The sequence below is a fragment of the Bdellovibrio sp. HAGR004 genome (assembly GCF_055397015.1).
This window is the reverse complement of sequence record NZ_AP029176.1, coordinates 3,851,890-3,875,912: the sequence shown is the minus strand read 5'-3', so window position 1 is coordinate 3,875,912 and position 24,023 is coordinate 3,851,890. Positions and strand designations below refer to the sequence as shown.

Sequence of the window (24,023 nt, the reverse complement as noted above, 5' to 3'; positions counted from 1 at the left end):
GTATGTTTCTTATGCCGGCCACTGATTTCCTCCAAGATCAGTGGCCTTTTTTCGTTCTTTCGGGGTCATTTTGTCTCTTTAATAGTTGGTACGCTGGTTGCTTTAACGGGAAGTGGGGGAACTTCTTAACCACTTGGGGGACATAATGACTCTAAAACGCAGCCTTTTACTTTCATTTGCAGCAATCACTCTGTTTGCAGCCGCAGCAGAGGCTTATATTGTACCAGGGGCACCTCGCCCAGAGACTCCATACCCAACTCCTGATGTCGGCCCTGGTTTCCCAGGTGATTTTGGCCCTGGCGGTGACTTCGGTCCCGGCTATCCTGGTCAGGATGATTTCGGCAATGGCGGCGGCTATGGTCGTCAGGAGCGCAAGGTTGTTTATCTTAACCGCCGTGTGAACAACGAAACTTTGCACCTTCGCCAGTTGGCAGGGATTGGTGAAAGCTATCGCGGTTATGAAGTGGAATCCGTCGAAGCTCAATTCCGCAGCAGCGGCTATAACACCGAAGTGGCTTTGCTGACAGACGGTCGTATGAATGAGTCTGTTTATTCCCCGCAAGGCGCCGTGTTGCTTCGCCCGCGTTATCGCGCGGTTTTGGGTGAAGACATCCGCACATTGCAGTTGGAGATTCGTGGCAATGCACAGATCGAATCTGTGACTGTGAATCTGCGTGAGCGTTCTTACCAGCCTCCAACGAATCCAGGTCGCACGATTGATGTTCCGTTGTATGTGAACCGTCGCTTGTACGGCAATGATCGTTTGGATCTGGGCATGTACTTGGATATGAACCGCTACCGTGGTTATAGAATCCAGGCGATCGAAATCGAAGCCAATGCAGTTTACAACATGGCTTTGATGGATCTTTTGGTCAATGGTTTCAATCAAGGTCAGACACTGCAAGTGGATCGCTACAGTCATCGTCAGTCTGTTTACCCACAAAATGCTGTGATCGGTCAGACAGCTTCTAGCATCGTTCTTTACACTCGCGGAGACTTGGATGTGCGCGCGGTGACTTTGAAGCTGACTCGTCGCTAGGATTTTTGCTTTCAAAACTTGATCGACTTAGAAAGGCCCTCGGTTTCGAGGGTCTTTTTTTATGCTTTGCGATAACGTAACGATCTTCGCGCACAAATCCGCTTGTTTTGGGGATTCAAATCAGGTGAACTAGTTTGGTGCAAAGGAGAACCGTTTCTATGCAAAACCATCAGCCAGAGTTTAGCAAAGGCAAAGAAATTTCAAAGGGTTCGCTCGTTCCGCCCGTATTATCTGATTATATGAACTATCGCCAGTTCTTGGGCGATTTTTATCTGTATAAACGTAAAGCCTCTAAGGGTTCTTTGCGTGCTTATACGTATGCCGTTTTCTCTGCAGCAGCCAATATCAAGTCCCCGAACTATTTGAAAATGATCATCGAAGGGAAAAGAAATCTTTCCGACGATATGATCGGCAAATTCGGTAAGGCGCTGGGTTTCATGAAGGAACAAACGGAAGAATTCCGTCTTTTGGTTCAATTCACTCAAGCCATGGACCCTGCTGAACGCAACATGTACCTCAAGAAATTGAGCGAACACCGTGTGGCTGGGAAGCTGAAGTCTGGCGAAATCGATCGCAAGACCTGGGAAAAGGTTCCGAACTGGGTGGCTTGGATTATCTATGCGATGATCGACCAGGACGGTGTTTCCTTCGACACGGCGACCTTGAAGAACCTTCTGCGTGGCAAGGCTTCTGAAGATGAAATCGATCATGCTCTGTCTACTCTGATCAGCTCAGGCGATCTGCGCCGTGATGAAGTGACGGGAGAGCTTAAAAAAGCTCGCAGTCTGACTGAATCCCCGGAAGAAATCCCGGTGGCGTTGGTTCGTAAACTTCAGTCCCAGTTGATGTACTTGGGGCTTGAGTCCTTGTACCAGGATCAGCCGACCGAGCGTGAATTCGGCACGTTGACCTTGTCTTTGACCAAGACAGAGTTTGAAGAAATCAAATTCAAGCTTCGTCAGATGAGAAAAGCCCTGCACAAGGACAACTCCATTGCGCGCATGAAGGACAAAGGGGAAAGAGTCTATCAGCTTAATATCCAGTTGTTCCCAGTGACCAACGCGGTGGAATCAGTGGTGAAAGCTCCGGTGATGAAGTCCTCTTTGGATATCGTGACCGAGATGCCGATTGTCGAAGCCCCGGCTGCGGTGGTGGTTGAACAAGCCCCCGTGGTTCCAGTGGCGGCGGCTCCGGTAGCCCCAGCGCCAGTGACCAAAGAACAGAAGAATGAACGCTCAAATGTGAGCTCTCTTGCCGCTACGGCCGCGTCCGCTGCCGACCTTTTCCGTTAATTTTGCACAATCCAGGGGCTGTCACCGAACATGACGGCCCCTCGGATAAATTTAAGATTCTTAAATTTTGGTGTCAGTTTTGCCCCATTTTTCAGGCAGCAATGTGGATAACTCTGTGGAATAGACCCATAAATGGTGGATATCTCAATCATTTGGCGTAAATTGTCTCCTGCTAACGTTAGGATCTCGTTAGGATGACACCACCCAAGCAAGACAAAAGTCCTGCGTCACGAAAAATTTAATCGTTGAAAACGGGGGTCCAAATGGGAAGGATAAACGATTTTCATTTTCCCGCAAAATGCGAGACAATGAGAAAGATATGTTTTCACACTATGGGGGCGTACTGGCTTCGACGTGGGTGCTGAAGCATAAGGAGCATACCGGGGCGGATGAGGACCTCGTTAAAAACGTCCATTTTGTAATTGGCAACGATTACGCACTTGCAGCTTAATTAAGCAGCACGATCAACCTTGTGGTGGTTCCGCACTTGGATTGATCGTCATTTAGGGACCTCGGCGTGTTGGGTTTTCTCCAGCAGACTCGCTTAAATTTACTGGGGGAGAGGTCTTAGGGATTTTGTCTGTGGAAGCCCGAGGACCAATCTAAAACACTGACTAAGTATGTAGCGCCTTATCGTGGATCATTTGCGGACGGGGGTTCAATTCCCCCCGCCTCCACCAATTTTTTTCTCGAACATTTTCGAGCAGGACATCGAACGGTTTTTCGTAAGAAAATTCGATAGTTCTGTGTTTTAAAATCGGGTTCGATAGCACAATTTTAACCAAGCGTGCTTTCTCTAACTCATTTCCATCTAAGCTGATGAAATCACTCACTTTAGGTAAGAGTTCGATGATCTTGAGACCATTTTGCAGGATTTTATTCTCAACAGTCTGATAAGTGCGTAGTTCATCATCTAGCGCACCTAACGTCTTACGTTTAATATCCATGACCTCGGCATGTTCGTGGATACTGATGACCTCTTCTTGGTAAAGGCGGTCGATCTTCTGGATGCTGGCATTGATCTCCATTTTCTTCGCAGAAATCTCGCCAGTGCGCTTGTCGATGTAGTAGCTCAGGTCCATAGATCGCTCACCAAGCATCGTGATGAAGGCTTCTGTCGCTTTTGGAGTGAATCCGCGGAATGGCTCAAATGCCATCTTGATTTGCTCGGTGATCTCTTCCTGCTTCGTCATTACTTTGTGCTGATCGCACTTAGGATTGGCGCACTTGTAGTAAACGTAAATCCTGCCTGATGCTTTCTTGTGAGACTCGGCGGTGATCGAGTGATTGCAGAACCCACATTTGAAAATTCCTATGTATGGCTTAGGAATCGGTCCCTTCTTCATAAGTCGATAGTTAGTTGCTCTGATTCCTTTGATTTTCTGGCACTGGTCGAAAAGTTCTTTTGTGATAAGTGCCTCGTGAATCCCTTTCTGCATTTTATCTTTCCATTTTCCACGACTCCCTCTCATGTAGCCGTAGTAAAATGGATTCGTAATCATCTGCTCGATAATGCGCTTGCTGGTGATCTTGTCTGGGTAATGCTTTTTAATCAGCTCGACAAAGTATTCCAGCGGATAGTTGCCAGTGGCGTAGAGTTCAAAAATCTGTTGTGCAATTGGCGCTGCTTTCTCATCAATGACGACGGTTGCCTTGTTGGTCTTCGGATCACGAAAATTTTTGTAACCAAACGGAGCTTTGCTATTCCAGTAACCTTGCTCCCATCGTTGATCGAGGCCCTTATTGATCTCGCTCTTTAGATTGTCGATGTAATACTTGCCCATGACGGTGCTGAGATAGAATCGCAGCAGTTCTTGCGGTGGAGAATCTTGATTGAGAATGAGGTGATCTCTAGTGAAGTGGAATTGTACTTCATGAGACTGGATTAATTCATCGATCAGAGTTGCTGATTTAAAGCCACGAACGGCACGGTCTACTTTATCGAAAATAACGTGCTTGATGCCGTTGTCTTTCACATACTGAACCATCGCGAAGAAATGCTTACGATCATTCTCTTTGGACGCGGACTCGTCCACTTTCCATGAGTGCTTGACGTCGAGATTATGTTCTTGTGCGTACTTGATAGCGAGGGATAACTGCGCATCGAGAGAAAATCCATCTCTCTGATCTTCTGATGATACTCGTGAGAAGATTACGGTCGTGTTATTTCCTTTCTGCTTTGCCATTGTTTGAGTTTCCTTTCCAGCTCAACTGATACGTCTGATAGACGGCTCAATTCGTTTTCAAAAATAATGTCAGCAACTTTAGTGAACTGATGAATCATGCTGTTCGAGTTTGTTGCTGACTGCTCTTGGTATAAAATTCTTCTTTTAGATCGTTTACAGATTTTGCATTCGGAGTAGAGACCTGATCCTCGTTTGTAAAACTCCGATGTTGGTTTCTGTTCGTTGCACCGAGTGCATTTCTTGAGAGATAAATTGTCCATGCGTAGCTCCTCGATGAGAACTACGCATGGGCTTCGGACAAATTTAGTGAGCGATGGCTACGGCTTGATCCGTCTGACCAAGCTCACCAGCGAGGATTTTCATACGATCCTCAACTTGATCTTTCTCGCTCTTGTCATCCAGACATTCGATATAGAGAAAATATCTTTTAGTTTTGATCCCCTCACGAACAATTCGGATGTGATAGTGCTTTCCGTTCTCGGCCTGATATCCAGCATCTTTGTATGATGGATGCTTCTTCGTGCTGCCGTAACCTAAAGCGGTGTTGAGTTCGTTAATCAGACGATCCCGCGAGAACCGGAATCTATGTTTGTTGTTCAAGTAGTCACTGATCTGCTTGATGCTGATACGTCCTTTGCTGGCATTTTTCACTTCATGGACTTCTTCGTACATGAGGCAAATGTCGTCCAGGAAGTCATTTACCGTTGCATCGACGCTATAGTTTGGTTGGTATCCAAACACCTGATTTACAAAGTAAGCGATCACCTGAAAGCCAGGTCTGCGATCACTGATTCGAGGATATTTCGATTCGTCGTTTACGACCTGGCTTAGTTTGAAAAACAATGTTGATAGAAGTTCCGGGAATTTATCGGTCCATCGCTTCATGAAATCCCCGATGGCTTCTGGACGTGATTCAGTCAGAGTGACTTTCACCAATCGTCCTTCCGTTTCATCGGTCAAACCTTTGTGAACGCTGGTAAGTCCGATCACGAAGTAGTTGTCGAGTTCGATATATCCTTGGCGCATCTGACGGGTTTGGATTCGACCACTGGTCAGAAGTGAGTCCAAAGCTTTCAGTTCTTCATCCGTGGCGTTCTTGACCTCATCGAATACGAGAAAGATCGAGCCAGCGGCGTTACCTAAAAATACTCCCACTTCGTAAGGACCGGATGGTAGCTTGGCTACTTTAACAGTGGATTGTCCTCGTCGGCTGTAGAGGTAGCTGACAAGGCCATCTGACAAACAATTCTTTCCCGATTTCGTTGGTCCCAAAAACAAGTAACCTGGGAGTTGCCCTGGAGCCAGATGAGCAAGCATCGGCTGAATCAGATAGCCCAGGTAATTCACGAATGAATTTGAGTCGTGGTCCCATGCAAAAGTTGACTTTAAATCGTCAACGAAACTTTTGAGAAGTGTCTCATCTGTCTTTGTGGAGGTGATTTCTGCGGCATAGGTCTTCTTCGGTAATCGATTGGAATCGTGGTCGTGCCATCCGGTTTTGATTTGATAAACGGGTCGATCGTAAATCACGACCTCATGGAGAGCAGATTTTAAAAATGCCTCTCTTTCAAAGTTCAGAAATCTTACCGTCTCCGATGTTTTATCGATATGAACTTTCTTTTCTCCTCTCCATACACGGAAGGTTGCAGGGGCAAGACGTTCTGCAAGCTTTCCTGAAATAGTCTTCAGAGGACTGTAGCTTTCAGAAGAAAATGTGTGTCTTCGGTTGTCCGTGTGTGGATTAGCCTTGGGATAAATTTTCTGGCAGATTGATCCGCCAAAGTAGAATTCCCGATGAGATGATGGGTAGAGCCCACCAAATATGTGCATGAGCTGCATGCGCCAATCGTTGTCTTTTTCAGCTAGCTCGTTGCAAGTGGCGTCATAGGTTTCTTGAAATAGTTGTCGTGCTTGCTCTTCAGATTTCCACTCACCACGTCGCTTGAGCTCGTGAATAAATAGAGTACCCATGATCTCCACAGGCATAAATCGCTTTGCCCACGACATGACCAAATGATCGTTCTCATTTTTTGTTCGCTCCGCAGTTGTGGAAAGTGTGGGAATTGTGGTGCTGACGGCTTCTGAAGCCACAGTTCCCACGATTCCCGCAGTGTTTTCATTATCGTTTTTCATATTTGAACCTCCTGAGGGGGGTTAATTCGTTATGAGCACGATTATTCGTCCTCACCAGGGGTACGCAGGTGCTTCGGACAAATTCGATTTAGCTAGCTCTTGGAAAATCTGTCCGATTGGCTTGCGTAATAGATAGTAAGGCAATCAGGCCGACCACAAAGAAAGAGGTGTTCCTATGGAACTGCTACTAAACGAAAAATCGGATATTAAATATAAAAATGCTAACAATGAGGTTTTGGCTCGATACAAAGGGGATTTGGACTACTGGGAGGCTCGTTGCCAGATGTGCGTCGATTCTCTAATAGAGAACATGAACGACATTCTTACTGGTGATGCTGAACATGATAAACCGTTCTATGCGATTCAGTTCAAAATTATAGAAGTCTGTTCTCCTCTCAATGATTTCCAAAACTGTTTCTGGCCACACGATCTTTACTACGTCATTTGCTCAGCTTGGAATGAACTAGCTTTTCTAGAGCTACGGATATCGGAGCTATGGAAGGACCAGCATTGCAAATATGAGTTCGATTACCTGCTAAGGAGCCTAAAGGATTTTTTAAATTGTGTTAGCGAATACTCTGAGTCCCTTGATGGGTTTTAATACACGCAAGAGTTCTCGTGAATTTGTCCGAAGTACTTGCGTAGTTCCTGATGAGCAGGAATTAACCTGCCGATGAAAGGAAAATTCATGAGTTTGAGTGAGTCAGAGAATCAATATCCAGTTATCAGCGAACTTCCCGTTGGCGCGGACTATAATGCAGAAGGGGTGGAAAGAATGTCTGTCCAATTAAGTTTCGCCGCTAAGCTTGTCACGGAATTGACGAAAGATTTTCTCGTTGTAGATCGTTGTTCCGAAGTCCGAGCCAGTACAATGTCTTTAGAAAAATGTGCGAAAGACTTAAGTAGAGCTGCTCGGCCCGTTCTAGCAGCCTACTGGAAGCATCTGATTCATACCAAAGACCGATCCACCTCAAGAGGGATAGCAGATGAGAAAAAGGATTCGATCAAGAAATTTAAAGATGCGCTCGCAAGCATCATGAATGTGAACGATGCGATATTTGAATCGCAAAGGACCCTCATGATCCTGCTGGGCATAATAGACCGTTATCAGTTTCATTCGAACGCTAACGACGATTGGGTTGTTCTAAAAACTTTAGGGATTATCTTAGAAGGAGCCATTACAGACACGGATAGCATAAAAGGTCATTATGGTGCTCTTCTTGACGAAATGAACGATCTTATTAAAAACAATCCAAGCCTGCGTCATTAACGTGGTCTTCGCCGTACTTCTTTTCGAGGAAGTATGGCGAAGAAGGTTTTCGGGTATATTCGACGATCTCTAGAGAAAGAGAATTTATCTCTACAGGCGCAGGAGAAATCTATCCGCGCATTCGCGGAGTCCCAGTCGTGGAATCTTTTAAACATCTACTGCGACCCTGGCGATTCGGGTAAGACGCTCAATCGCCCTGGGTTTCAAAAGATGATGAGCGATATTTCTAATCGGTCTGAAAAGATCGATCTAATCCTCGTAATGAAACTTGATCGAGTATCTCGTCATCTAAAAGACATTCTTGTATTGATCGAAGATGATCTGCAACCGAAGAGCATCGGCCTTAAAAGTGTCACTGAAACTTTCGATAGTAGCACTGCCGAAGGTCGTCTGATGATTTCGATGCTTGGTAGCTTCGCCGAATTTGAGCGAAATCGAATCAGTGAACGCATGATGGATGGAAAACTTCAGCTTGCAGAAAATGGTGGCTGGAATGGTGGGCTGATTCCTTTCGGATACCACAAGTGTCCAGCTACTCATCAAGTAGTCCCTCATCCTGCGGATTCTGAAACTGTCCGAAGCATTTTTAACCTGTTCGTGGATCGAGGTCTTAGTTCTATCAAACTGCGCGATCTGACAAGTTGTCCACTTCATCGCGACAGCATTTATGATCTTTTAAGTAATCCGTTCTACGTTGGCCTCGTCGAATACGCAGGACAACTGAACCGCGGAATCCATGAGCCAGTCATTTCATTGCGATTATTCAACAAGGCTCAGGAAATGAAGTTACAGAAGGCAAGAACTCGGTCGGCTTCGTTCTTCAAGATTCATGGCACGAGTAAAATTCCGCTGATTCTTTCGGAATCGGGACGAGCTGATTAACGAAAACCAGTAAGCCGTGAGTAAAGCTGTAACCGAGGGTAACGAGGGGTGAATCACGGTTAACTGCGGCTCACGTTCAAGCGCGCACCGCAGACAGCACCTCATCACGCAATAAACCATCGATTAGACCGTTCGCAATTACGAGCAAAAATATTTTTTACGATCATCTATCCGGCACTCATCGCCGTATTCCACGTTTTCCTCGTTGAAAGGAGGTGATTCGTAATTACGAACGCAGTCACATACAGCGAACAGGATCATTCAAGTTTTTAGTTATATGGCACGAAAAGAATTTTGATGAAAAGAAAGAAAAATAAACTAGATAAAAGTGAACATTGGGGGCATCGCTTAAAGAAGGTGATGACCGAAAAAGATATGTCTCAGCGTGACGTGGCGGCGATCTGCAATACTTCAGTCAGCGTAGTGTCTGCATGGGTTAAGAACGGAAGCTCACCTGCTGATCTGATGGCGGTGAAGATGCTCGCTGATGAACTGAAAGTCAGTTTCTCGTGGCTCGTCACTGGAACATACGAATCAGGAGCTACCCAGCCGTCAATGACCGAAATCTTTGATGAGACCCCTTACTTCGATGGATACGCAAGGGTACGGATTGATCGTTTAATTCCTAAAAAGAAGGAGAAAGAATAAATGAGCACACTAATCCTTAAGGAAGTCGACAAACAGAGAGTCGTTAACGATCTACGTTCAGAGTTTAAACCTCTTGATGAAGTTTGGGATATTGATCTTCTTGAAAATGGTAATATTCAGCTTTCTGCACGTTACTACAAACTGATTCTAAAATTTAAAGATACCAAGCAAGGGTTCAAGTCTTCCGTTTCTATGAAGTGGAACAGCATCTCTTACCTGTTCATTCTAGCATCATTGCCATTCTTCTTAGTACCTTGGATGTTCTACACCTTGTTTTTCGCCAATCCTAAGATGAACAAGGCCAAGCGATTGGTCGAAAGAACTCTGAAAGAGAAATATTCAGAGGTTAAGCATGCTTCGTAAGGTCACAAGTACGTGTTCTTTACTGTTGGCGCTTACTGGATGCGCAAGTATAGACCATGCTCTTGATAACGCCGCTCCTAAAGCAGAGGTCGCTTCCGAAAAGTGGGCCGAGGCCGATAAAACGGGCTCTACAAATGACTACTACCTATGGAATCCAATAAATCCCGGTAAGGATGCTTGCTACGACAAAACAGGATTTAAAACTGACGCTAAGAATTGTGACCTTGCGAAATCCGTACTGCGCCTAAAGTTTGCAGTTAATCCAAGCGCGAGTAGCCAAACTCAATTTGCTTGTAAAAACATGAGTGATGTTAACAACGATTCTCGGTACTACTTAGCCGAGCAATGTGCAGAATACTATCGTAGTGCTCTAAAAAACTTTAAAGACTCCTCTGTCCTAAATACTTACGATAACGATTTTATCAAGAGTCATCTTCCGATAACTTTTAAAGCAGTGAAAAGCAGCATCGAGTCTTCCTCAAAAGAAGATCTCTCAAAAAATCTTGCTGAGGCTGAGGCCATTATAAAATCTGAACCAGCTAAGAATACTTCTTCAGCAGAGGACTCTGAAAAAATAAAAAGAGAGTTTCGCTCTTACTTTCAACAGATTCAAAAATCTCTAGGTCTTTCTGAAAAGGAATTGGGCTACGAGTTAGTGCGTGGTGATGGTGTCGGAGGAATTGGATTCGCACTGGGAGAAGTTCTGTTTCGAATACACAAATCATCTTTGATTGATGATGTTAAAAGCAGTGCGTACTCCAACAAAGCAGGGCGACATATTCTTATCGACGGAGTTTCCGCATATACCAACCAGAAGGTTCAGATCCACTTCATAGTGGAAAAGAAATACGCAGTACTGCTATCGATACGAGCGGGAGACAACGTTACGACTGGTGCTGAAGCCGTAATGCTTTTAGCTCCCATTATTTCCGAACTTGAGGAATGATTAGATTTTCCTCCAGTAGTCACAAACTTCTGATTCGATTCGAACTTCAATGTCGGGAAGTACCGTTCTCATTCCTCCGATCATGATTCCTTCCGCCTCATGCCGTCGGTCATTCAACTGCCCATTATCTGTGAGCTCAATTACAAATTCGTCGTGGATGTAGTTCACGACTCGAAATCCAGCCGACACCAAATTGAATAAACTAATTTTTGTTCCATCTGCAGCTAAACTTTGGAATGGGAAGTTCTTAGCCTGGGTGAATGTGCATCCCGCTCTCATGCGTCCGCTAATTGTCGAGGCCGTAGCTTTAGTTCGATACGCATGCCCCTCAGATGAAAGATAGCTATTCATCTCTGGAAATGCTTCAAGCCATCGAGATTTGAAGTTCTTGGCGGTTCTAAGGTCAAGGTCGTCAATTCCATAGGTGTACTTGGCGTACTCCAAGAACTGTTTCACTCCAAGTCCGCCAGGAAAACCAAAGTTACAAGCCTTAGCGTATGCTCTCTCCTGCTTGGTGACCTCCTCCTGCGGTTTACGCAGAACAATAGATGCGAACCATCGGTGGAGATCCTCGCCCTGGTTTATAAGTTCACCCATTCTGCTAAATCCGAATAGGGTGACACACGTTTGAGCTAAGGCGCACAATTCAATCGTTGAGTAGTCAGCAATTAGAAATTTGTGCCCAGGCTGAGGGATAAAGCACTTTCTAACTTCTTGATCTCTAGGAAAGTTCTGAAAATTTGGATCGTAGCTGCTCGTTCTTCCGGTTGAGACGAGCGTATTGTAGTGGGGATAAAGTATTTCCGTATCGAGTTTGTCGAGATATGTCGACTGCAACTTTCGGAGAGAATGGAACTCAAGATAGGATTTGAAAAACGGGATGGATTCCGAGAGCTCAATCAAATGACGTTCTGCTGAAGAAACTTTTCCGGTTTTTGTGACTGGAAGATGAATTTCATACGTCGATTTTAGTTGGTTTACAATCTCTTCGTATTTCGCCTCACTTCCTGCTCCTGGCCTCCATCCGTAAGACGCAAGGATAGAGAGCTCCTGTTCAATTTTTGTCATAGTATCCGTGACCAGTTTTTGTACTTGCTGGCGATTGATGTGATAGCCAACTCGCTCGACTTTCCTGAGGGCATAATCTGCTTTGACCTGAATGTCCTGAGTAAGCAGGTTTGATCCTTCTATTTTTCGAATCTTCCAATGAAGATAATCGTAACAGACCCTAATCGTCTCATGTTGCACGACGATCGAATCATCATCGGTCATCTCAGAACAGATAAGTCTTCGCAGGCGTAGTATTGTATTGAGGTCTTTGATATTGGAGGGGACAAAAAGAGTTCCATCAGTGGCCAACGACACTAATTGAAATAAAAGTTTGAGATCAATGATCCGCGATTCTTTAAACAGAAACGACAAGTCAGTGCTCAAGTCTCTTTCGATTTCGATAATCGAGTTCACGATATCGAACCCGACGACTTGCCAGTGATCCGCTAGTATAGATTGAAATTGCTCAATCGGAACACTTACGACCTCATGATCCATACGGTATGTGCAGTGACGCCCATTGAACAAAAAGAATACTGGTTTTAGTTGCCGTTGCTCTCCTAGCTCGATCTGCGATTTACGTTCTAAATTCTCCTCTTGTTGCATCGAAAATTTCCTCTATAGCGCCGTAGTTGGCTCATATCGAGCCGCAGCTGCTTGAGCCCGCCGCTCCCCGCGTTGTTGTTGATTGGCCGCTGATAGCGGCGAATGACCTTCCTCAAGCGCGATTACAACGCAACCAACCCTGTTAGTAGCTAAAGCTTTTGGAAATTAAATTTTAATAGAGAAACGATTCGATAAAATGAATTACGTCTTCTCGAAGTTCTTTTTCTTCAGGAGTGTAAAGACCATCTGCTGACTCTACGTTTACGGATTCGACGAGAACGTAATCGCAATAGATCTGATAGCGAATGATGGTTCTTTGCTGTCTTGGAACAGGAGATACTTGTTGAATGGAAATCGAATTTAATTCCTGAGTGATTTTCAAAGACGCAAACTCATGCTTTGAGAGTCGCAGAAGTCTTCTCATGAACTTATCCCATGATTCTTTGTCGAACTTAATCCCTATTGCCGCCCTTGTTTCTTTCATTCACGAGATAACGTGAGTAACGGCCCTTATTGACTCAAATAATTTTATTCGAGGGACATTCACACAAATGAGCGCATAATGATGGTGTGGGCCGTGTGTGAGGTAATGATTGGATACAATGAATCGAGAGCTGTATGAGTCCCTGTTCAAGAAAGGGCTACAGCAGTATCGAAAATTGATCCAGTATAAATGCAGACAATGGAGTACAGCAAAGCTGCACGAAGACGACTTATTTTCTGAGTCTTGCATCGTACTCATGCGAATTGTTCGTCACTATCATCAACTTGGTATTGAATCCAATGAATTTAAAAATCTGCTGATGAAGTCGATCAAGAATCGAGTCGTTGATCTTAAGCGGAAATACTTTACTAAGAGTCGTAATCAATTTTTGGAAAAAGAATACGACCAGAATTTCGATGACCTCATGTTAGAAGACGCATGGTCATTTTCGTCATATTGTTCTGACCCTAGTGAAATTGTCGAAACAATCCAGATCATTGAAAAACTCCAATCCATTTTAAGTGAAGTTGACCGTAAGATGCTTGATGCAATTCTAAATCCAAGTGACGATCTAATTAGGAGAGCTAGGGAAAAAGATATTCAAGTGTTTCAGAAGTCACGACGCAGAAGTCATGGAAGCAAGACTGAAATCCCTGTTCACCTGTTAGGAGCTGAAGCTGGATTGAGTTATCGTCAGGCTATGAGATCACTCGACCGAATACGTCACATACTCAAGCAACTTAACGATGACTGACTCTAGACTGTACTCACAGTATAGGCGTGATTACTTTGTCAAAAATGAATCTATTGATTGGCAAGAATTGCTTTCAGAAAATCTAGCAGTCGAGAAATCTGTTGTTCAGAAGTTATGTCGATGAGCTGTAGTAGCTCATCTTTTTCTGTAATAACTTTCTGGTACTTTCTGACTCTTTCATAAAAACTTTTCTGTTTTATTCCGCCATATATGGCTAATAGTGTATCTAATTTTTGTCCTTCTGGTATATCCATTCTGCCTGTTTCAATATGGGCAATGTAAGAATCAGATTTTCCGATGAGATCACCAGCTTTTTTCATAGACAAATTATTTGAAATTCTAAGATCCCGTAGTACTCTAGCTTCGTTGGTTAAAATTATTCGATTACTGCGACGACTATTTTTTCTGGACATAAGCCACCTATTTATAACAAATACGGTAAGGTCTATGTGAATGGACTTGTGGTTTGTCGCCAAATATTCTCAAAGAATCGGATTATAGAGGTGAGGGGATCATGCAAAGACCAGTATCCAGAGATCATGGGAGATTTAAAACAAATATCCCAGAACAGACCGCGATTTTTCCCATCATGTTGCGTATTCCATCGACAAAAATTGAAGGATTTTTTGATTTTGGTGGATTAGGAACTGGTTTTTTCATTTCTAAGTTTGGAATCTTTCTCACGGCTAAACACGTTCTGGAAAAGCATATGCAATATCAAAATGGAAAAGGTCTTGAAGCTTGGGTTGTAATTGATGGACAAAATTTCACTTGCCCCATCCGTGATATACAGCTTCATCCAACTGCCGATTTAGCTGTCGGGTATATTGCTCCTCCATATAAAGATGGGAAACCAGCAAAAGAATTTGCGATTTCGTTATGCAAAATTTCTTCTGATAAAATTAAAGCGAATGATGCTGTTTACTCTTATGGATATCCAAGAACTATTCTAAAGCATGACGAAAACGATGCGGATACAGTTGTTATCGACATGAAACCAGATTATTATACAGGGAATATTTTGGAGTATCACCCAACTGGAGTAAGCATCTGTAGGTGGCCGATCTATCGTCATTCGATGCCAACTGCTTCTGGAATGAGTGGCGGTCCATTGCTTCATAAAACTAGCAATACTGTTGTAGGCATCAACTGCACAGGTGACAGTACCAATGATGCTGATATTGAGCATGGATCAGCTACGGATGTGACTCTTTGTTTAGATCTACTAATTGAAGCAGAGATACCTAACTACAAAGGAAAATCTTTAGAAGCTCTATTAAAATATGAAAATAATCTTTTTTCTATTACCTAGCGAAGACGACTTATTTGTCGTCGTCTTCGGGTACATGGTGAACATTTCCAACTTCGTCTTTATACAAAGCACCAATAGTTAGGCCGTAGTCGATTCGTTCTTTATCATTTTCAAAAGTTGGAACAAGTCGCTTACTCATATTGATGCCAGATTTGCTAGAGAGAAATCTTCGTTCATATTGAATGATTTGATCTTGAGACATTTTCTTGAACAGTTTGTATGGAATAAATGAGATCAAGGTGTTTGGTTTAGGTGGGTGGAAATAGTTTGCTTTGGTAAGCTCGTCTAAGAAATCGTCGATGCTATTTGGAACATTAAAATCTGGAAATTCGATTTTGCAATTTTCTTTGTTCTCAAGTTCTCTTCTTTTGACTCGATGAAGTAATTTTTCTGAAGACGTAAATGTTGCTGATTTTTCAATGTGTTCTACGCGAAAGTAGCCATCAACAATATCTTCGTCGATGAGACTTTTGATGCTTGATTCTGCGAGGCATCTTGCGAGTTCTGAAATTGTTTTTATACCATAGTTTTTTTCGTTGTTAGCAAACTCTGACGGATGAAAATAGTCTTTAGATTTTTCTGTTGAATAATCCCAAATTGCATTTCTAAATGTTGTTGTATTGATTGTTGTGCATGATTTTCCGTCTGTTAGAGATTCAACTAACAATACCCGCATAGATGGCCGTGCTAGCCATTGATCGAACATCCAATCAACAGTAAGCCGAGCAATATCGTCGCCTAGTCGTTTTTCAAGAGTTTTGAGACGAGGATTTTGAAACATACAAAACTTGTAAGCCTTCTCAAGATTGGCAAGATTCATTTCGTCATAATAAACGGAGCGAATAAGTTGTTGTTTAATTTGTTCTTCTGAAAATGTACCTGACATAAAGCCTCCACAGGTAAAAGTTAATCAGTCTTTAAAGTAAGACTGAAAATTAATCTCTATTACTGTGAACGGTGGTCAGTTCTTTTATATTATCGAAGTGCCATTTCTGCGTTCGTGAGGTTCTTTTATTAAACTCTTAAAGTTTAGTCAATCCTTCAAAAGCTACACGCTTACTAAGTATGTAGCTCATTGTTCTGCAGAGAATTTGACAGTGGGATTTGTTCTCATCACCTTTTGAGAGGGGTATGGTTCAACATTCTGAAATGAGGGCACTATTTCAAATCAGTTTTGATCTTGTAACTACCTAAAATATCTGATAAATTCTGATAAGTCTCTTGTGTGAAGCTGAGAACAAAATTAGGGGCTACCGAACCCCGCCTCCACCATTTATCGGAAGCGAACCACTGTCCATTGGTGGTTCGCAAAGTCCCAAAAACATTGGAAAATTATTTTTGAAAAGGTGTTCGCCTATCTATCGTCTAGGTCAGATGGTGGAGAGAGTCGAACACCTTTTCCTTTGCACGTTACTTCGTAAACCCTGCGTAATACGCGCTATTGACGGATGGCTCGTGCGTGTGCCAGGGGTGTTGGTGGGATTTTTCCTTCGGCCACCATGTGTAGCGCCATTGAAAGGTACGTTCTCGGATCGAGGTCGTTCTTTTTGCAGGATTCGATAATTGTGAATAACGTAGCAGCAGTTTCCGCGCCAGCATGATTTCCAGATCCGTAATAGTTCTTGCGCCCCACTACGGCATGACGGATGGTGCGTTCAGCTTCATTGTTGGACAGCGGGATACGCTGATCCCTCAAGAATAACGTAAACCCATTCCATCTCTTGGTAAGATACTCAATGGCCTTGCGCTTCTGGCTTCCCGGACGGGACTTGGGGTGCTCTTCTAAAAGTTTTTGGTGAAGATCTTCGGCGACGGCGCGACTTTTCTCATTTCGCAAACGCAGAAGTTCTTCAAACGACGTGGCCCCTCGCTCAATCTCAAACAACCTGTCAATGTCATCCAGTATTGGTTTTACGGTGGGATCATGGTCTTCAATTTTTATAAATTCTCGGCGCGCATGCGCCCAGCAAAATGCCTGAGGAATGCCAGCTTCTTCAAGTACGTTGTAACCGCCATAACCATCGGTAACCACGGGACCAGTATAGCCACTTAAAAACTCTTGCACGACTTGCCCAGAACGAGTTGGTTTGAACAAATAGTGACTGCCGTAGCGATTGCTCACGATCCACATGTATCCGTCTTTTTCGTTCTTATTTTGGATACCCCATGGGGTTTCATCCAAGTGAAGTGCTAGATCGCTTGATTTTAGCTCGCTCAAGATTTCCGTCTGAACAGGTTCAAGGCTTGCTGCTGCAAGCCCGCTAAGGCGTGACAATGTACTGTTCTTGATCCCTTTAAGACCAAGGGACTCTATCTCTCGGGTTTGCCGTTCCAAAGGCATGTGACTGATATACTTATCAGCCACGACACTGACCACAAAGTCAGTCGAATAGTTCATGCCAGGCAATAGGCTGGAGGGGCCATTGGCGGTGATGATGACTTCTTTGTCCGGATCCGAGTTAAATTTGGGATCAAGCTTATATTTGTACTTTTTATGAACTTCTTTGACGTAAGAGCGTTCGATTATCTGAATACGGAAGGATTCGTCGTACAGGCCAGTATTTTTCCACATCGCAGGCTGTGGGTTTTCAATGCCACGTGATTTGGCTTCTTCGTTGAGTTCGTCGTCGTTAAGGTGGTGAGCAATTTCTAATTCTGGCAGGTTGGCCCATTTATTCTTCTTTTGATCTTCTCGGGATACTTCCGCCGGGAAAGCTGCCTGACTAAATAGAAGTGCTTCGGTTTGGCTTCTATCGCGGGGACGGTCTGTAGCCTCGGCGCGCTTCTCAGAGGATTTACCGAAAAGACTGCGACGAAGAAGCTTTACTTGCTCCTCCATTGCAAATGCCGACTGCTCTTTCTCAAACCGCTGCTTTTCGATGGCCTCAATCCGAGCTTCAAGCTTGCGATTATGCTCAATAAGATTCGCCATCAGCTGCGCAACCAGCTCTGGGCTTTCCTCTTTGAGGATTTTCTTTATTTTCTTGAGATCATCTTGTGCCATCTATGGATGACTTTGGCTGAGTCCTTTCGGGAGTTCAACAGACTCCCTTTGCGTCACTGGACTTTGTGGCGACAATGATCTGTCAACGACGGGTTTGCGTACAACACTGCCATGAAGAATCAACTTAAGCTCGTCCTGCGAAATCTCGTACCGACCGAGGAGCTCAGATAATGACATGAACCGACCTCGTTCAATCCTCTTTGCAATCAGCACCAGGCCACTGCCGTCATAAACCAGTATTTTAACCCGCTTCCTGTTCTTTCCAAAAAACAGGTAAATGTGCCCTTGATCCATAATGGCATTCATTTGATGTACACACAGAGAGTGCAATCGCTCAAATCCACAACGCATATCAATCTCGTCGCGGTACACAAAAACTCGGAGTCCTTTTCGGTCAACAAACATCACATTTCCCGAAGCTGACTTAGAAAGGATACAGCCTTGTGTTCTGGGAGGCAGATTAGGTATCCATCTGGAGTTGTGACTGTGACCATCTCAACTTTATGATCCGGTGATAAAGTTGGTATTGTGACGGTCCCAATTTTAGTTTTTTTGACCACCGGCAGGCTATGAAAATGACTGGCGGCCTTGCGGCCGCGGCTATCCGGAAGTCCCTCTGGCCGCCATTCCAGAATCGAGTAGTATGATATATCAATGGCCACAGATATGGCCTTGCCGTTCATACCAAGGGCGTACAGCTTGCTAACTCGATCTTTGATGGCATTGGGCCAGGCTTTACGTTCGCTACCAACCTCGGCTTGGTATTGTTCTTTGATCTGCTTGATTTCTTCGATGATTTTATTGGTTTCGCTCATGCCCCGAGCATGACAGGACGGTGGATCGGACGGAAGACGCGTATTACGCAGGGGTTACGGTCAGAAGAATCATTAAAGCCAACCAAACAAAGAAAACGAAAAAGTAGGAGGATCAAATGAATAACCTTATTAAAATCGCGGTCGTATTGGCCTTTGCCGTTTTAGCCAAGGGCGATGACTCTGCCTGGCAGATTGTTTCACAGTCACAAGATTTCAGCGTTGGCTTTCTGGAATAGTCTCTAATCCGTTCTGCAACGGCTTTTCATCAAAGCCCCCAAGGCCGTATGACCTCATTGCCACAGCGACGATCTTATACGCCACCTTGATAGCGTAGGCGTTGAATGGGGAACCGATTGGGTCATCAAGCATATTCTTCAAGAAGAGCTTACATCAATCGATATTGATGAAGTTTTTGAAGATACTGTTCGCCAATGTTATCCAGAAACAGTGACAGTTGGTTGTATTACTGTGGACATAATTAAAGTCCTTAAATCTTAGGACTAAACTTCTAGAAGAATCGCCCGTGATGAGTAAAAAGACGGACTTGAAGCAAATGAAAAAATATCGTATGACGATGGTATTACTTTTTATTGGTAGCAAAAAATTGAAGACTCCCTATTGCAGGAAGTCTCCAATTTAACAACGACATTCAGTTTTACTAAAGAAATCAGATCTATGAAAATAAACAGCGAACGCTATCCAAAAAAAAGTCCTAAAACTCATGGCCACGACCGTTTTTGTTTCGTAAAGCCCACCTTGATAAATATGGACTGCCAAATACAACAATACAATTGAACTAAGTGATGCCAAAACAACGGAAAGCTTTTTCACGCAAGTTTTCATCTTAAAAGTAGAAACTCCGGCCAACAGATAGAAAAATCCTGCTATAAAATTAAACCATAACACGAGAGGAACAATATTTCCTCTCGTTGCAATTCCTTCTTCAGTAAATAAAGAACGCCCACCCGAAACTACTGTCATAATGCCAAAAACTAAAAACAAAACAGCAATTTGAAACTTTCTTTGTTTTAATAAATTCATAAATACACCTTAGTGCCTCCAGCCTTCATGTTTAAAAAGCTTTTCGTAGTCCAATAGGGCCTCATGAATTTTTTTGTGACCACTTTCATATTTACCATTTTTAAAATCCTCTGCTCCGTCAAGGATCAAACCAAGTGCTGGATGAATAGCAGCATCCGCATCTGGCTCAAGTTTACAAGTCTTAAAAATATCATTTACGGTATCTGTTAATTTGTTACCGTATACTTTTACGCTCTTTACATCTTCCTTCTTCTTACTCAATTCCTTCATGTGATTTAAAATTTTTTCCATTCGTACCTTTAAATCATCTGTTGGTTTGAATTGTTTATTGGAAGGAGCTTGTTTTTCAATTTTTTTGGAATGACCAGCATGGTGGTCGTGATTCTGAGCATACGCAAAACTCATGATGAAAGATAACAATGTGACAATAATAATTTTCATAAATTCTTCCTCTTATTTAATTAAATACAAATATGAATCAACTAGGGCATGAACTTCATGCTCAACATTTTCTGGAATTTCAAAAAAAGCTCCAGCTTGAAGGTTGTGCTTTACTCCATCTATCAAAAACTCAACTTCCCCAAACTGGACTATCAAAATAGCTTTTGTAGAAGTAGTGTGTTTTTCAAGAACCTGGCCTTTCTTGAGGCCTAAGCCAATCACCTTAAACGATGGATTAGCTAAAATCTTGACCGTTTTTGAACTTTCACTTAAAACAATTTCATCTTTTAAAATTCGTTTCATTTTTTTGCCTCGCTGTTGTTCTTAAATATTTTACTGCTGACTATTTTAAGTATCTTCAAAGGCACCTTATCTGCCAAAGCTTGTGCGGACTCTTCTATGATTTTCACTCTCTCTATACTTAAGGTATCCATAAATTTTTTACCGGAAGTAGTAAGCGATAGTGTTTTTGCCCTCCTGTTCTCTTGATCTTCTTTTCTTTCAATCAGGTCTTTCTTAACAAGCTCATCTATCATTCTGCTAGTAGCAGACATTGATAGATTTAAACTTGTGGAAATATCGTTAACATTAACGACACCCTCTCGATCAATAATATGAAGTGCTGCAACTTGCGAAAAACTAAGATGCTCTTCACTAACCACAACAGCAAGGCGCTGAATTACCTTACTAAAAAGTATCCTTGTGAAGCGTTCAACGGGGGAATTAATTATTCTATTGCTCATGTCTCTATTATATGCAATAATTGCATAAACGCAACAGTTGTATTGGGGAATATTTATGACCGCTGGTAACTACTTAAAAGTATTAATATTTTTAATTGCGCTTAGCAGCTCACCTTTAGCTATTAGCGAAGAATTGGCTAAGTCATTAAATGTTTTGACTCTGCGGGAGTTGGAATCAGAAATGATAAATCAATCCTTAGATATTAAAATTAAAAGCTATGAAGTCGATGCCGCCAAAGAGAAGCGAGAAGCACTTCCATCTAATTATATTCCAAGGCTTACGCTCGATGGTAACTTTAAGTATTTATCAGAAATACCTGAAATAAACATGGCCCCAGGAAGAACTTTAAAATTTGGAGATAATAAAAATTATAGTATTGGCCCAACACTTTCTATGACCATTTTCGATTTCAATTCAAAAGAAAATTTTCAGACATCATTAGATAAAAATCTGTCGTCAAAAGAAAATGAGGCCAAAGGTTTAAAAGCAAATATTCTATTTAAAGTTCGTTTTCATTACTTGAATATTGTATTCCTTCAGGAAAAAAGAAACCTCATATCTGAATCACTCAAAGTTGCCAATAAGCAATTGAAAGATGTCATCGCGAAGAATCGTTTTGGCTCAGGCTCTAAACTCGATCTTCTAACCGCTCAAAAAGAAGTTCATGAGTTGGAACTACAGCTCAAAGAAATTAATTTCAATGTAACTGCTGAGCAAACAGAACTTTACAAGATTACATTTTATCAAAAAATTAAAAATGCAGATCTGATAGGCAACACCAATCGACTAGAAAATTTGAATGATCTGCAAAGCCGTTTTATGAATTATAAACAATTCGTCCAAGACGCTGGAAGTAATGCAAAAGTTAAATCCATGAAAGACTTATCAGATTCATTTGAAAGCCACGCACAATCAATCAGCAAGCAAAGATATCCAAAAATTAATCTTATTGCTCGAACTTCTCTTGATTATCCAAACGGGCCTGATTTGACTGCGTTTAACCAAAATACAATCGGTGTTTCTCTATCCATGCCTTTGTTTGACGGTGGAGAAATTTCACACAACGTAAATGAAAAAAAACTACAGGCAATGGCCTTGAAAACTCAAGCTATCAACGAAGAAAGAAATATAAACGAATCCATATTTTTGGCGACAAAACGAATCGAAAACCTTCAAGAACAAAATGAAATTATTCAAAAAAAAATCGATGAATCTAGTGAGATTGCCCATCTAATGTATAAAAGTTATCAAGATGGTAGAGCAACTTTTATCGAAGTTGAGAGAGCAAATGTAAAAAGACGTGAATCCAAACTAAGTCTCAGCTCAAATCAATATCAAATCATTCTTAACTTAATTCAATTAGCTAATGTGGCAGGAGAATAAAAATGAATTTTAATAAAAAATACCTACTTATCATCCCCTTGGTAATTATCGTTATTGCCACAGTTAAATTCATTAAAGACAAACTTTCTCCAATGCGTTTTTCAGGGACGGTAGAAGCAACTCAGGTTATCTTATCTTCAAGGATTAGTAGTGTGCTGTCCGAGCTCGTTCGACACAGTCAAAAGGGCAATTTAAGTCAAAAAAATGTGTCGATTTCAGCGTAAATAGCTGAAATCTGGAAGGTGACCCCTGTTCTCAAAGGAGAGCAAACCATGATAAAAGGGAGTCACAATGAGTCAGATCAAAGAAAAGAAAAAGCGCGCAAGAAGATCGCCAGAAAAAATGGCGGAACTGGTTTTGGAAGCAGAACGAGTCGGACAAGGCGTCGTGTGTCGGCGAGAAAATATAGCACCGGCGCAGATGTCTCGATGGAAGCAAAAGTTTCTACAGGCCGGTATTGCGGGTCTCAAAGACCTAAAGCGCGGTCCAAAACAAAAAGCAGATCCAGTAGTGGAAAAGCTTCAAGCCGAAACCGAACGCCTCAAGGAAGCCCTTCTAGAGACAGCCATAGAGTTGCAGGCCTTAAAAAAAAGCGGCTATTAGGACTAGAGGGCCCCCTTTACAATCGCCACCTGACCAAGGCGCACCGCGAGGCTCTGGTGGAGTTTATCGATAAGGCTCGCAAGAGCGAGTCGCTCCTTGCTGTTTGCAAATACCTGCAACTAAATCCAAGAGCCTATTACCGTTGGAAACAAGATCCCGCCAAAGAAAATCATGGCGGGGGCGGTGGCAAAAATAAGATCACACCTCTTGAAGAAAAGCGAGTGATTGCTCTCGCGAAGAGGCGCCCCGATTGGCATTGCCGACGAATCGCTTATTATCTTGAAAAAACCGCGAAGGCTTTCGTCGGAAAAACCAAAGTAGCGGAGATCATGAAGTCACACGGGTTAAATCACCCCTTTGTACCAGAAAAGCCAAGGCCAGTAGTACCACCAGCAGATATGCTTTTGCACGAGCCCTGGCAGAAGAATTTACTGTGGGGTATGGATTGGACCTGGGTAACTGTGAAGGGGAAATTTATGTTTTGTCTGGTTCTTCTAGACTGGTATTCAAGAAAGATTTTATCTTGGGGTCTTTACCATCAGATCACCCAGATCCAAGTTGTTACTGTCGTCACCGAAGCCGTTGCCATCGAGAAAATTGACTTACTTCCGAGTGGTCACCTCAAGCCCTTTGTTGTCGCAGACCATGGCAGTGCCAATATTGCAGCCTATACAAAAACTAACATCGAGGTCCAAGGATTGAAGTTGTGGCTAAGCGGCATCGGTAGACCCACTGGCAACGCCAGAACTGAAAGAGTGATTGGAACATTGAAGCGCGAAGAAATAAATCTTCAAGAGCAGTATGCTGATGAAACGGAAGCAAGAGATCTTATCGGCAAAGCCATTAACGATTATAACTTCAACCGACCAAACCAAGGGAACGGAGGCTTTGCTCCAAATTCAGTTCATCATCAAGGACGGTATGAACTATTGAAGCGCAGAGAAAGAGCTAGACATAAAGCTCAAGAACTGAGAAGAAAACACTGGGAACAGGCAATGACATCTTCAACAGAGTCTTTGACTTAAAT

At 42.9% G+C, this 24,023-nt stretch carries 27 protein-coding genes, 1 other RNA gene and 1 pseudogene; 16 read left to right on the top strand and 13 right to left on the bottom strand.

Annotation, left to right across the window (positions count from 1 at the left end):
- Nucleotides 1-145 precede the first annotated feature (145 nt).
- The 4 genes from ACZ5ZV_RS19250 to ACZ5ZV_RS19235 all read left to right on the top strand — a co-directional run bounded on the left by ACZ5ZV_RS19250 (nucleotide 146) and on the right by ACZ5ZV_RS19235 (nucleotide 3,584).
- Nucleotides 146-1,039, top strand: coding sequence for a hypothetical protein (locus ACZ5ZV_RS19250; protein ID WP_464118826.1), 894 nt, complete (start codon nucleotides 146-148; stop codon nucleotides 1,037-1,039).
- A 158-nt stretch (nucleotides 1,040-1,197) separates the two neighbouring features.
- The gene (locus ACZ5ZV_RS19245) at nucleotides 1,198-2,331 is read left to right on the top strand and encodes a TIGR02147 family protein (RefSeq protein WP_464118825.1); all 1,134 of its coding nucleotides are present in this window, start codon (nucleotides 1,198-1,200) and stop codon (nucleotides 2,329-2,331) included.
- Nucleotides 2,332-2,665: 334 nt separating this feature from the next.
- Nucleotides 2,666-3,011, top strand: a transfer-messenger RNA (tmRNA) gene (gene ssrA, locus ACZ5ZV_RS19240).
- Nucleotides 3,012-3,287: 276 nt separating this feature from the next.
- Nucleotides 3,288-3,584: a hypothetical protein gene (locus tag ACZ5ZV_RS19235; RefSeq protein WP_464118824.1), complete on the top strand. Its 297-nt coding sequence runs from the start codon at nucleotides 3,288-3,290 to the stop codon at nucleotides 3,582-3,584.
- A 135-nt stretch (nucleotides 3,585-3,719) separates the two neighbouring features.
- On the opposite strand, the pseudogene ACZ5ZV_RS19230 reads toward ACZ5ZV_RS19235, so the two are convergent.
- Nucleotides 3,720-4,517, bottom strand: a pseudogene (locus tag ACZ5ZV_RS19230) (recombinase family protein); the annotation flags it as partial.
- Between the two features lie 303 nt (nucleotides 4,518-4,820).
- Nucleotides 4,821-6,650, bottom strand: a complete 1,830-nt coding sequence (locus ACZ5ZV_RS19225) for a hypothetical protein (protein ID WP_464118823.1) — start codon at nucleotides 6,648-6,650, stop codon at nucleotides 4,821-4,823.
- A 175-nt stretch (nucleotides 6,651-6,825) separates the two neighbouring features.
- Between ACZ5ZV_RS19225 and ACZ5ZV_RS19220 the strand changes: the two genes are divergently transcribed.
- The 6 genes from ACZ5ZV_RS19220 to ACZ5ZV_RS19195 all read left to right on the top strand — a co-directional run bounded on the left by ACZ5ZV_RS19220 (nucleotide 6,826) and on the right by ACZ5ZV_RS19195 (nucleotide 10,759).
- Nucleotides 6,826-7,251, top strand: a complete 426-nt coding sequence (locus tag ACZ5ZV_RS19220) for a hypothetical protein (RefSeq protein ID WP_464118822.1) — start codon at nucleotides 6,826-6,828, stop codon at nucleotides 7,249-7,251.
- Between the two features lie 72 nt (nucleotides 7,252-7,323).
- Nucleotides 7,324-7,920 carry a hypothetical protein gene (locus ACZ5ZV_RS19215; RefSeq protein WP_464118821.1) on the top strand — a complete coding sequence of 199 codons (597 nt, stop codon included), beginning with the start codon at nucleotides 7,324-7,326 and terminating at the stop codon, nucleotides 7,918-7,920.
- Nucleotides 7,921-7,953: 33 nt separating this feature from the next.
- The gene (locus ACZ5ZV_RS19210) at nucleotides 7,954-8,802 is read left to right on the top strand and encodes a recombinase family protein (RefSeq protein WP_464118820.1); all 849 of its coding nucleotides are present in this window, start codon (nucleotides 7,954-7,956) and stop codon (nucleotides 8,800-8,802) included.
- A 297-nt stretch (nucleotides 8,803-9,099) separates the two neighbouring features.
- Nucleotides 9,100-9,450: a helix-turn-helix domain-containing protein gene (locus ACZ5ZV_RS19205; protein ID WP_464118819.1), complete on the top strand. Its 351-nt coding sequence runs from the start codon at nucleotides 9,100-9,102 to the stop codon at nucleotides 9,448-9,450.
- Nucleotides 9,451-9,813 carry a hypothetical protein gene (locus ACZ5ZV_RS19200; RefSeq protein ID WP_464118818.1) on the top strand — a complete coding sequence of 121 codons (363 nt, stop codon included), beginning with the start codon at nucleotides 9,451-9,453 and terminating at the stop codon, nucleotides 9,811-9,813. It begins immediately after the preceding gene.
- Complete coding sequence (locus ACZ5ZV_RS19195) at nucleotides 9,803-10,759, top strand: hypothetical protein (RefSeq protein ID WP_464118817.1); 957 nt, start codon at nucleotides 9,803-9,805, stop codon at nucleotides 10,757-10,759. The genes ACZ5ZV_RS19200 and ACZ5ZV_RS19195 overlap by 11 nt, the downstream gene beginning before the upstream one ends.
- Here the strand turns inward: ACZ5ZV_RS19195 and ACZ5ZV_RS19190 are convergent, their stop codons facing one another.
- Nucleotides 10,760-12,415, bottom strand: a complete 1,656-nt coding sequence (locus ACZ5ZV_RS19190; protein ID WP_464118816.1) for a DNA polymerase — start codon at nucleotides 12,413-12,415, stop codon at nucleotides 10,760-10,762.
- A 172-nt stretch (nucleotides 12,416-12,587) separates the two neighbouring features.
- Nucleotides 12,588-12,839, bottom strand: a complete 252-nt coding sequence (locus ACZ5ZV_RS19185; protein ID WP_464118815.1) for a hypothetical protein — start codon at nucleotides 12,837-12,839, stop codon at nucleotides 12,588-12,590.
- Nucleotides 12,840-13,008: 169 nt separating this feature from the next.
- On the opposite strand from ACZ5ZV_RS19185, the gene ACZ5ZV_RS19180 reads away from it, so the two are divergent.
- Nucleotides 13,009-13,653, top strand: a complete 645-nt coding sequence (locus ACZ5ZV_RS19180; protein WP_464118814.1) for a sigma-70 RNA polymerase sigma factor region 4 domain-containing protein — start codon at nucleotides 13,009-13,011, stop codon at nucleotides 13,651-13,653.
- Between the two features lie 50 nt (nucleotides 13,654-13,703).
- Here ACZ5ZV_RS19180 and ACZ5ZV_RS19175 read toward each other — a convergent pair whose 3' ends face one another.
- Nucleotides 13,704-14,066 (bottom strand): helix-turn-helix domain-containing protein, encoded by a 363-nt coding sequence (locus ACZ5ZV_RS19175; RefSeq protein ID WP_464118813.1) that lies wholly within the window; start codon nucleotides 14,064-14,066, stop codon nucleotides 13,704-13,706.
- A 101-nt stretch (nucleotides 14,067-14,167) separates the two neighbouring features.
- On the opposite strand from ACZ5ZV_RS19175, the gene ACZ5ZV_RS19170 reads away from it, so the two are divergent.
- Nucleotides 14,168-14,965, top strand: a complete 798-nt coding sequence (locus tag ACZ5ZV_RS19170; RefSeq protein WP_464118812.1) for a S1 family peptidase — start codon at nucleotides 14,168-14,170, stop codon at nucleotides 14,963-14,965.
- A gap of 10 nt (nucleotides 14,966-14,975) precedes the next feature.
- Here ACZ5ZV_RS19170 and ACZ5ZV_RS19165 read toward each other — a convergent pair whose 3' ends face one another.
- The 8 genes from ACZ5ZV_RS19165 to ACZ5ZV_RS19130 all read right to left on the bottom strand — a co-directional run bounded on the left by ACZ5ZV_RS19165 (nucleotide 14,976) and on the right by ACZ5ZV_RS19130 (nucleotide 21,009).
- A complete protein-coding gene (locus ACZ5ZV_RS19165) occupies nucleotides 14,976-15,851 on the bottom strand; it encodes a hypothetical protein (RefSeq protein ID WP_464118811.1) in 876 nt (291 codons plus the stop codon).
- A 552-nt stretch (nucleotides 15,852-16,403) separates the two neighbouring features.
- Complete coding sequence (gene tnpC / locus ACZ5ZV_RS19160) at nucleotides 16,404-17,969, bottom strand: IS66 family transposase (RefSeq protein WP_464118790.1); 1,566 nt, start codon at nucleotides 17,967-17,969, stop codon at nucleotides 16,404-16,406.
- On the bottom strand, nucleotides 17,970-18,374 hold the full coding sequence (tnpB, locus tag ACZ5ZV_RS19155; protein ID WP_464118791.1) for an IS66 family insertion sequence element accessory protein TnpB: 405 nt from the start codon (nucleotides 18,372-18,374) through the stop codon (nucleotides 17,970-17,972). It lies immediately after the preceding gene.
- Nucleotides 18,374-18,784 (bottom strand): hypothetical protein, encoded by a 411-nt coding sequence (locus tag ACZ5ZV_RS19150; protein ID WP_464118810.1) that lies wholly within the window; start codon nucleotides 18,782-18,784, stop codon nucleotides 18,374-18,376. The genes tnpB and ACZ5ZV_RS19150 overlap by 1 nt, the downstream gene beginning before the upstream one ends.
- Before the next feature lie 636 nt (nucleotides 18,785-19,420).
- Nucleotides 19,421-19,825 (bottom strand): hypothetical protein, encoded by a 405-nt coding sequence (locus tag ACZ5ZV_RS19145; protein WP_464118809.1) that lies wholly within the window; start codon nucleotides 19,823-19,825, stop codon nucleotides 19,421-19,423.
- A 9-nt stretch (nucleotides 19,826-19,834) separates the two neighbouring features.
- A complete protein-coding gene (locus ACZ5ZV_RS19140) occupies nucleotides 19,835-20,266 on the bottom strand; it encodes a hypothetical protein (RefSeq protein ID WP_464118808.1) in 432 nt (143 codons plus the stop codon).
- Nucleotides 20,267-20,278: 12 nt separating this feature from the next.
- Nucleotides 20,279-20,569, bottom strand: coding sequence for a cupin domain-containing protein (locus ACZ5ZV_RS19135; protein ID WP_464118807.1), 291 nt, complete (start codon nucleotides 20,567-20,569; stop codon nucleotides 20,279-20,281).
- Nucleotides 20,566-21,009 (bottom strand): MarR family winged helix-turn-helix transcriptional regulator, encoded by a 444-nt coding sequence (locus ACZ5ZV_RS19130; protein ID WP_464118806.1) that lies wholly within the window; start codon nucleotides 21,007-21,009, stop codon nucleotides 20,566-20,568. Before ACZ5ZV_RS19130 ends, ACZ5ZV_RS19135 begins: the two co-directional genes overlap by 4 nt.
- A gap of 55 nt (nucleotides 21,010-21,064) precedes the next feature.
- On the opposite strand from ACZ5ZV_RS19130, the gene ACZ5ZV_RS19125 reads away from it, so the two are divergent.
- The 4 genes from ACZ5ZV_RS19125 to ACZ5ZV_RS19110 all read left to right on the top strand — a co-directional run bounded on the left by ACZ5ZV_RS19125 (nucleotide 21,065) and on the right by ACZ5ZV_RS19110 (nucleotide 24,021).
- Nucleotides 21,065-22,393 (top strand): TolC family protein, encoded by a 1,329-nt coding sequence (locus tag ACZ5ZV_RS19125; protein WP_464118805.1) that lies wholly within the window; start codon nucleotides 21,065-21,067, stop codon nucleotides 22,391-22,393.
- Nucleotides 22,394-22,395: 2 nt separating this feature from the next.
- On the top strand, nucleotides 22,396-22,617 hold the full coding sequence (locus ACZ5ZV_RS19120) for a hypothetical protein (RefSeq protein WP_464118804.1): 222 nt from the start codon (nucleotides 22,396-22,398) through the stop codon (nucleotides 22,615-22,617).
- 67 nt (nucleotides 22,618-22,684) lie between these two features.
- On the top strand, nucleotides 22,685-22,996 hold the full coding sequence (locus ACZ5ZV_RS19115) for a helix-turn-helix domain-containing protein (RefSeq protein WP_464117936.1): 312 nt from the start codon (nucleotides 22,685-22,687) through the stop codon (nucleotides 22,994-22,996).
- Nucleotides 22,997-23,052: 56 nt separating this feature from the next.
- Nucleotides 23,053-24,021, top strand: a complete 969-nt coding sequence (locus ACZ5ZV_RS19110) for a transposase (RefSeq protein WP_464117937.1) — start codon at nucleotides 23,053-23,055, stop codon at nucleotides 24,019-24,021.
- The last annotated feature ends 2 nt before the right edge of the window (nucleotides 24,022-24,023 follow it).

Coding starts and splice junctions, on each gene's coding strand:
- ACZ5ZV_RS19170 (WP_464118812.1), top strand. CDS start 14,168: ATGCAAAGACCAGTATCCAGAGATCATGGGAGATTTAAAACAAATATC.
- ACZ5ZV_RS19205 (WP_464118819.1), top strand. CDS start 9,100: ATGAAAAGAAAGAAAAATAAACTAGATAAAAGTGAACATTGGGGGCAT.
- ACZ5ZV_RS19235 (WP_464118824.1), top strand. CDS start 3,288: ATGTTCGTGGATACTGATGACCTCTTCTTGGTAAAGGCGGTCGATCTT.
- ACZ5ZV_RS19220 (WP_464118822.1), top strand. CDS start 6,826: ATGGAACTGCTACTAAACGAAAAATCGGATATTAAATATAAAAATGCT.
- ACZ5ZV_RS19130 (WP_464118806.1), bottom strand. CDS start 21,009: ATGAGCAATAGAATAATTAATTCCCCCGTTGAACGCTTCACAAGGATA.
- ACZ5ZV_RS19175 (WP_464118813.1), bottom strand. CDS start 14,066: ATGTCCAGAAAAAATAGTCGTCGCAGTAATCGAATAATTTTAACCAAC.
- ACZ5ZV_RS19225 (WP_464118823.1), bottom strand. CDS start 6,650: ATGAAAAACGATAATGAAAACACTGCGGGAATCGTGGGAACTGTGGCT.
- ACZ5ZV_RS19210 (WP_464118820.1), top strand. CDS start 7,954: ATGGCGAAGAAGGTTTTCGGGTATATTCGACGATCTCTAGAGAAAGAG.
- ACZ5ZV_RS19125 (WP_464118805.1), top strand. CDS start 21,065: ATGACCGCTGGTAACTACTTAAAAGTATTAATATTTTTAATTGCGCTT.
- tnpB (WP_464118791.1), bottom strand. CDS start 18,374: ATGTTTGTTGACCGAAAAGGACTCCGAGTTTTTGTGTACCGCGACGAG.
- ACZ5ZV_RS19245 (WP_464118825.1), top strand. CDS start 1,198: ATGCAAAACCATCAGCCAGAGTTTAGCAAAGGCAAAGAAATTTCAAAG.
- ACZ5ZV_RS19215 (WP_464118821.1), top strand. CDS start 7,324: ATGAAAGGAAAATTCATGAGTTTGAGTGAGTCAGAGAATCAATATCCA.
- ACZ5ZV_RS19200 (WP_464118818.1), top strand. CDS start 9,451: ATGAGCACACTAATCCTTAAGGAAGTCGACAAACAGAGAGTCGTTAAC.
- ACZ5ZV_RS19195 (WP_464118817.1), top strand. CDS start 9,803: ATGCTTCGTAAGGTCACAAGTACGTGTTCTTTACTGTTGGCGCTTACT.
- tnpC (WP_464118790.1), bottom strand. CDS start 17,969: ATGGCACAAGATGATCTCAAGAAAATAAAGAAAATCCTCAAAGAGGAA.
- ACZ5ZV_RS19165 (WP_464118811.1), bottom strand. CDS start 15,851: ATGTCAGGTACATTTTCAGAAGAACAAATTAAACAACAACTTATTCGC.
- ACZ5ZV_RS19150 (WP_464118810.1), bottom strand. CDS start 18,784: ATGAGCGAAACCAATAAAATCATCGAAGAAATCAAGCAGATCAAAGAA.
- ACZ5ZV_RS19250 (WP_464118826.1), top strand. CDS start 146: ATGACTCTAAAACGCAGCCTTTTACTTTCATTTGCAGCAATCACTCTG.
- ACZ5ZV_RS19115 (WP_464117936.1), top strand. CDS start 22,685: ATGAGTCAGATCAAAGAAAAGAAAAAGCGCGCAAGAAGATCGCCAGAA.
- ACZ5ZV_RS19140 (WP_464118808.1), bottom strand. CDS start 20,266: ATGAAAATTATTATTGTCACATTGTTATCTTTCATCATGAGTTTTGCG.
- ACZ5ZV_RS19145 (WP_464118809.1), bottom strand. CDS start 19,825: ATGAATTTATTAAAACAAAGAAAGTTTCAAATTGCTGTTTTGTTTTTA.
- ACZ5ZV_RS19120 (WP_464118804.1), top strand. CDS start 22,396: ATGAATTTTAATAAAAAATACCTACTTATCATCCCCTTGGTAATTATC.
- ACZ5ZV_RS19190 (WP_464118816.1), bottom strand. CDS start 12,415: ATGCAACAAGAGGAGAATTTAGAACGTAAATCGCAGATCGAGCTAGGA.
- ACZ5ZV_RS19185 (WP_464118815.1), bottom strand. CDS start 12,839: ATGAGAAGACTTCTGCGACTCTCAAAGCATGAGTTTGCGTCTTTGAAA.
- ACZ5ZV_RS19135 (WP_464118807.1), bottom strand. CDS start 20,569: ATGAAACGAATTTTAAAAGATGAAATTGTTTTAAGTGAAAGTTCAAAA.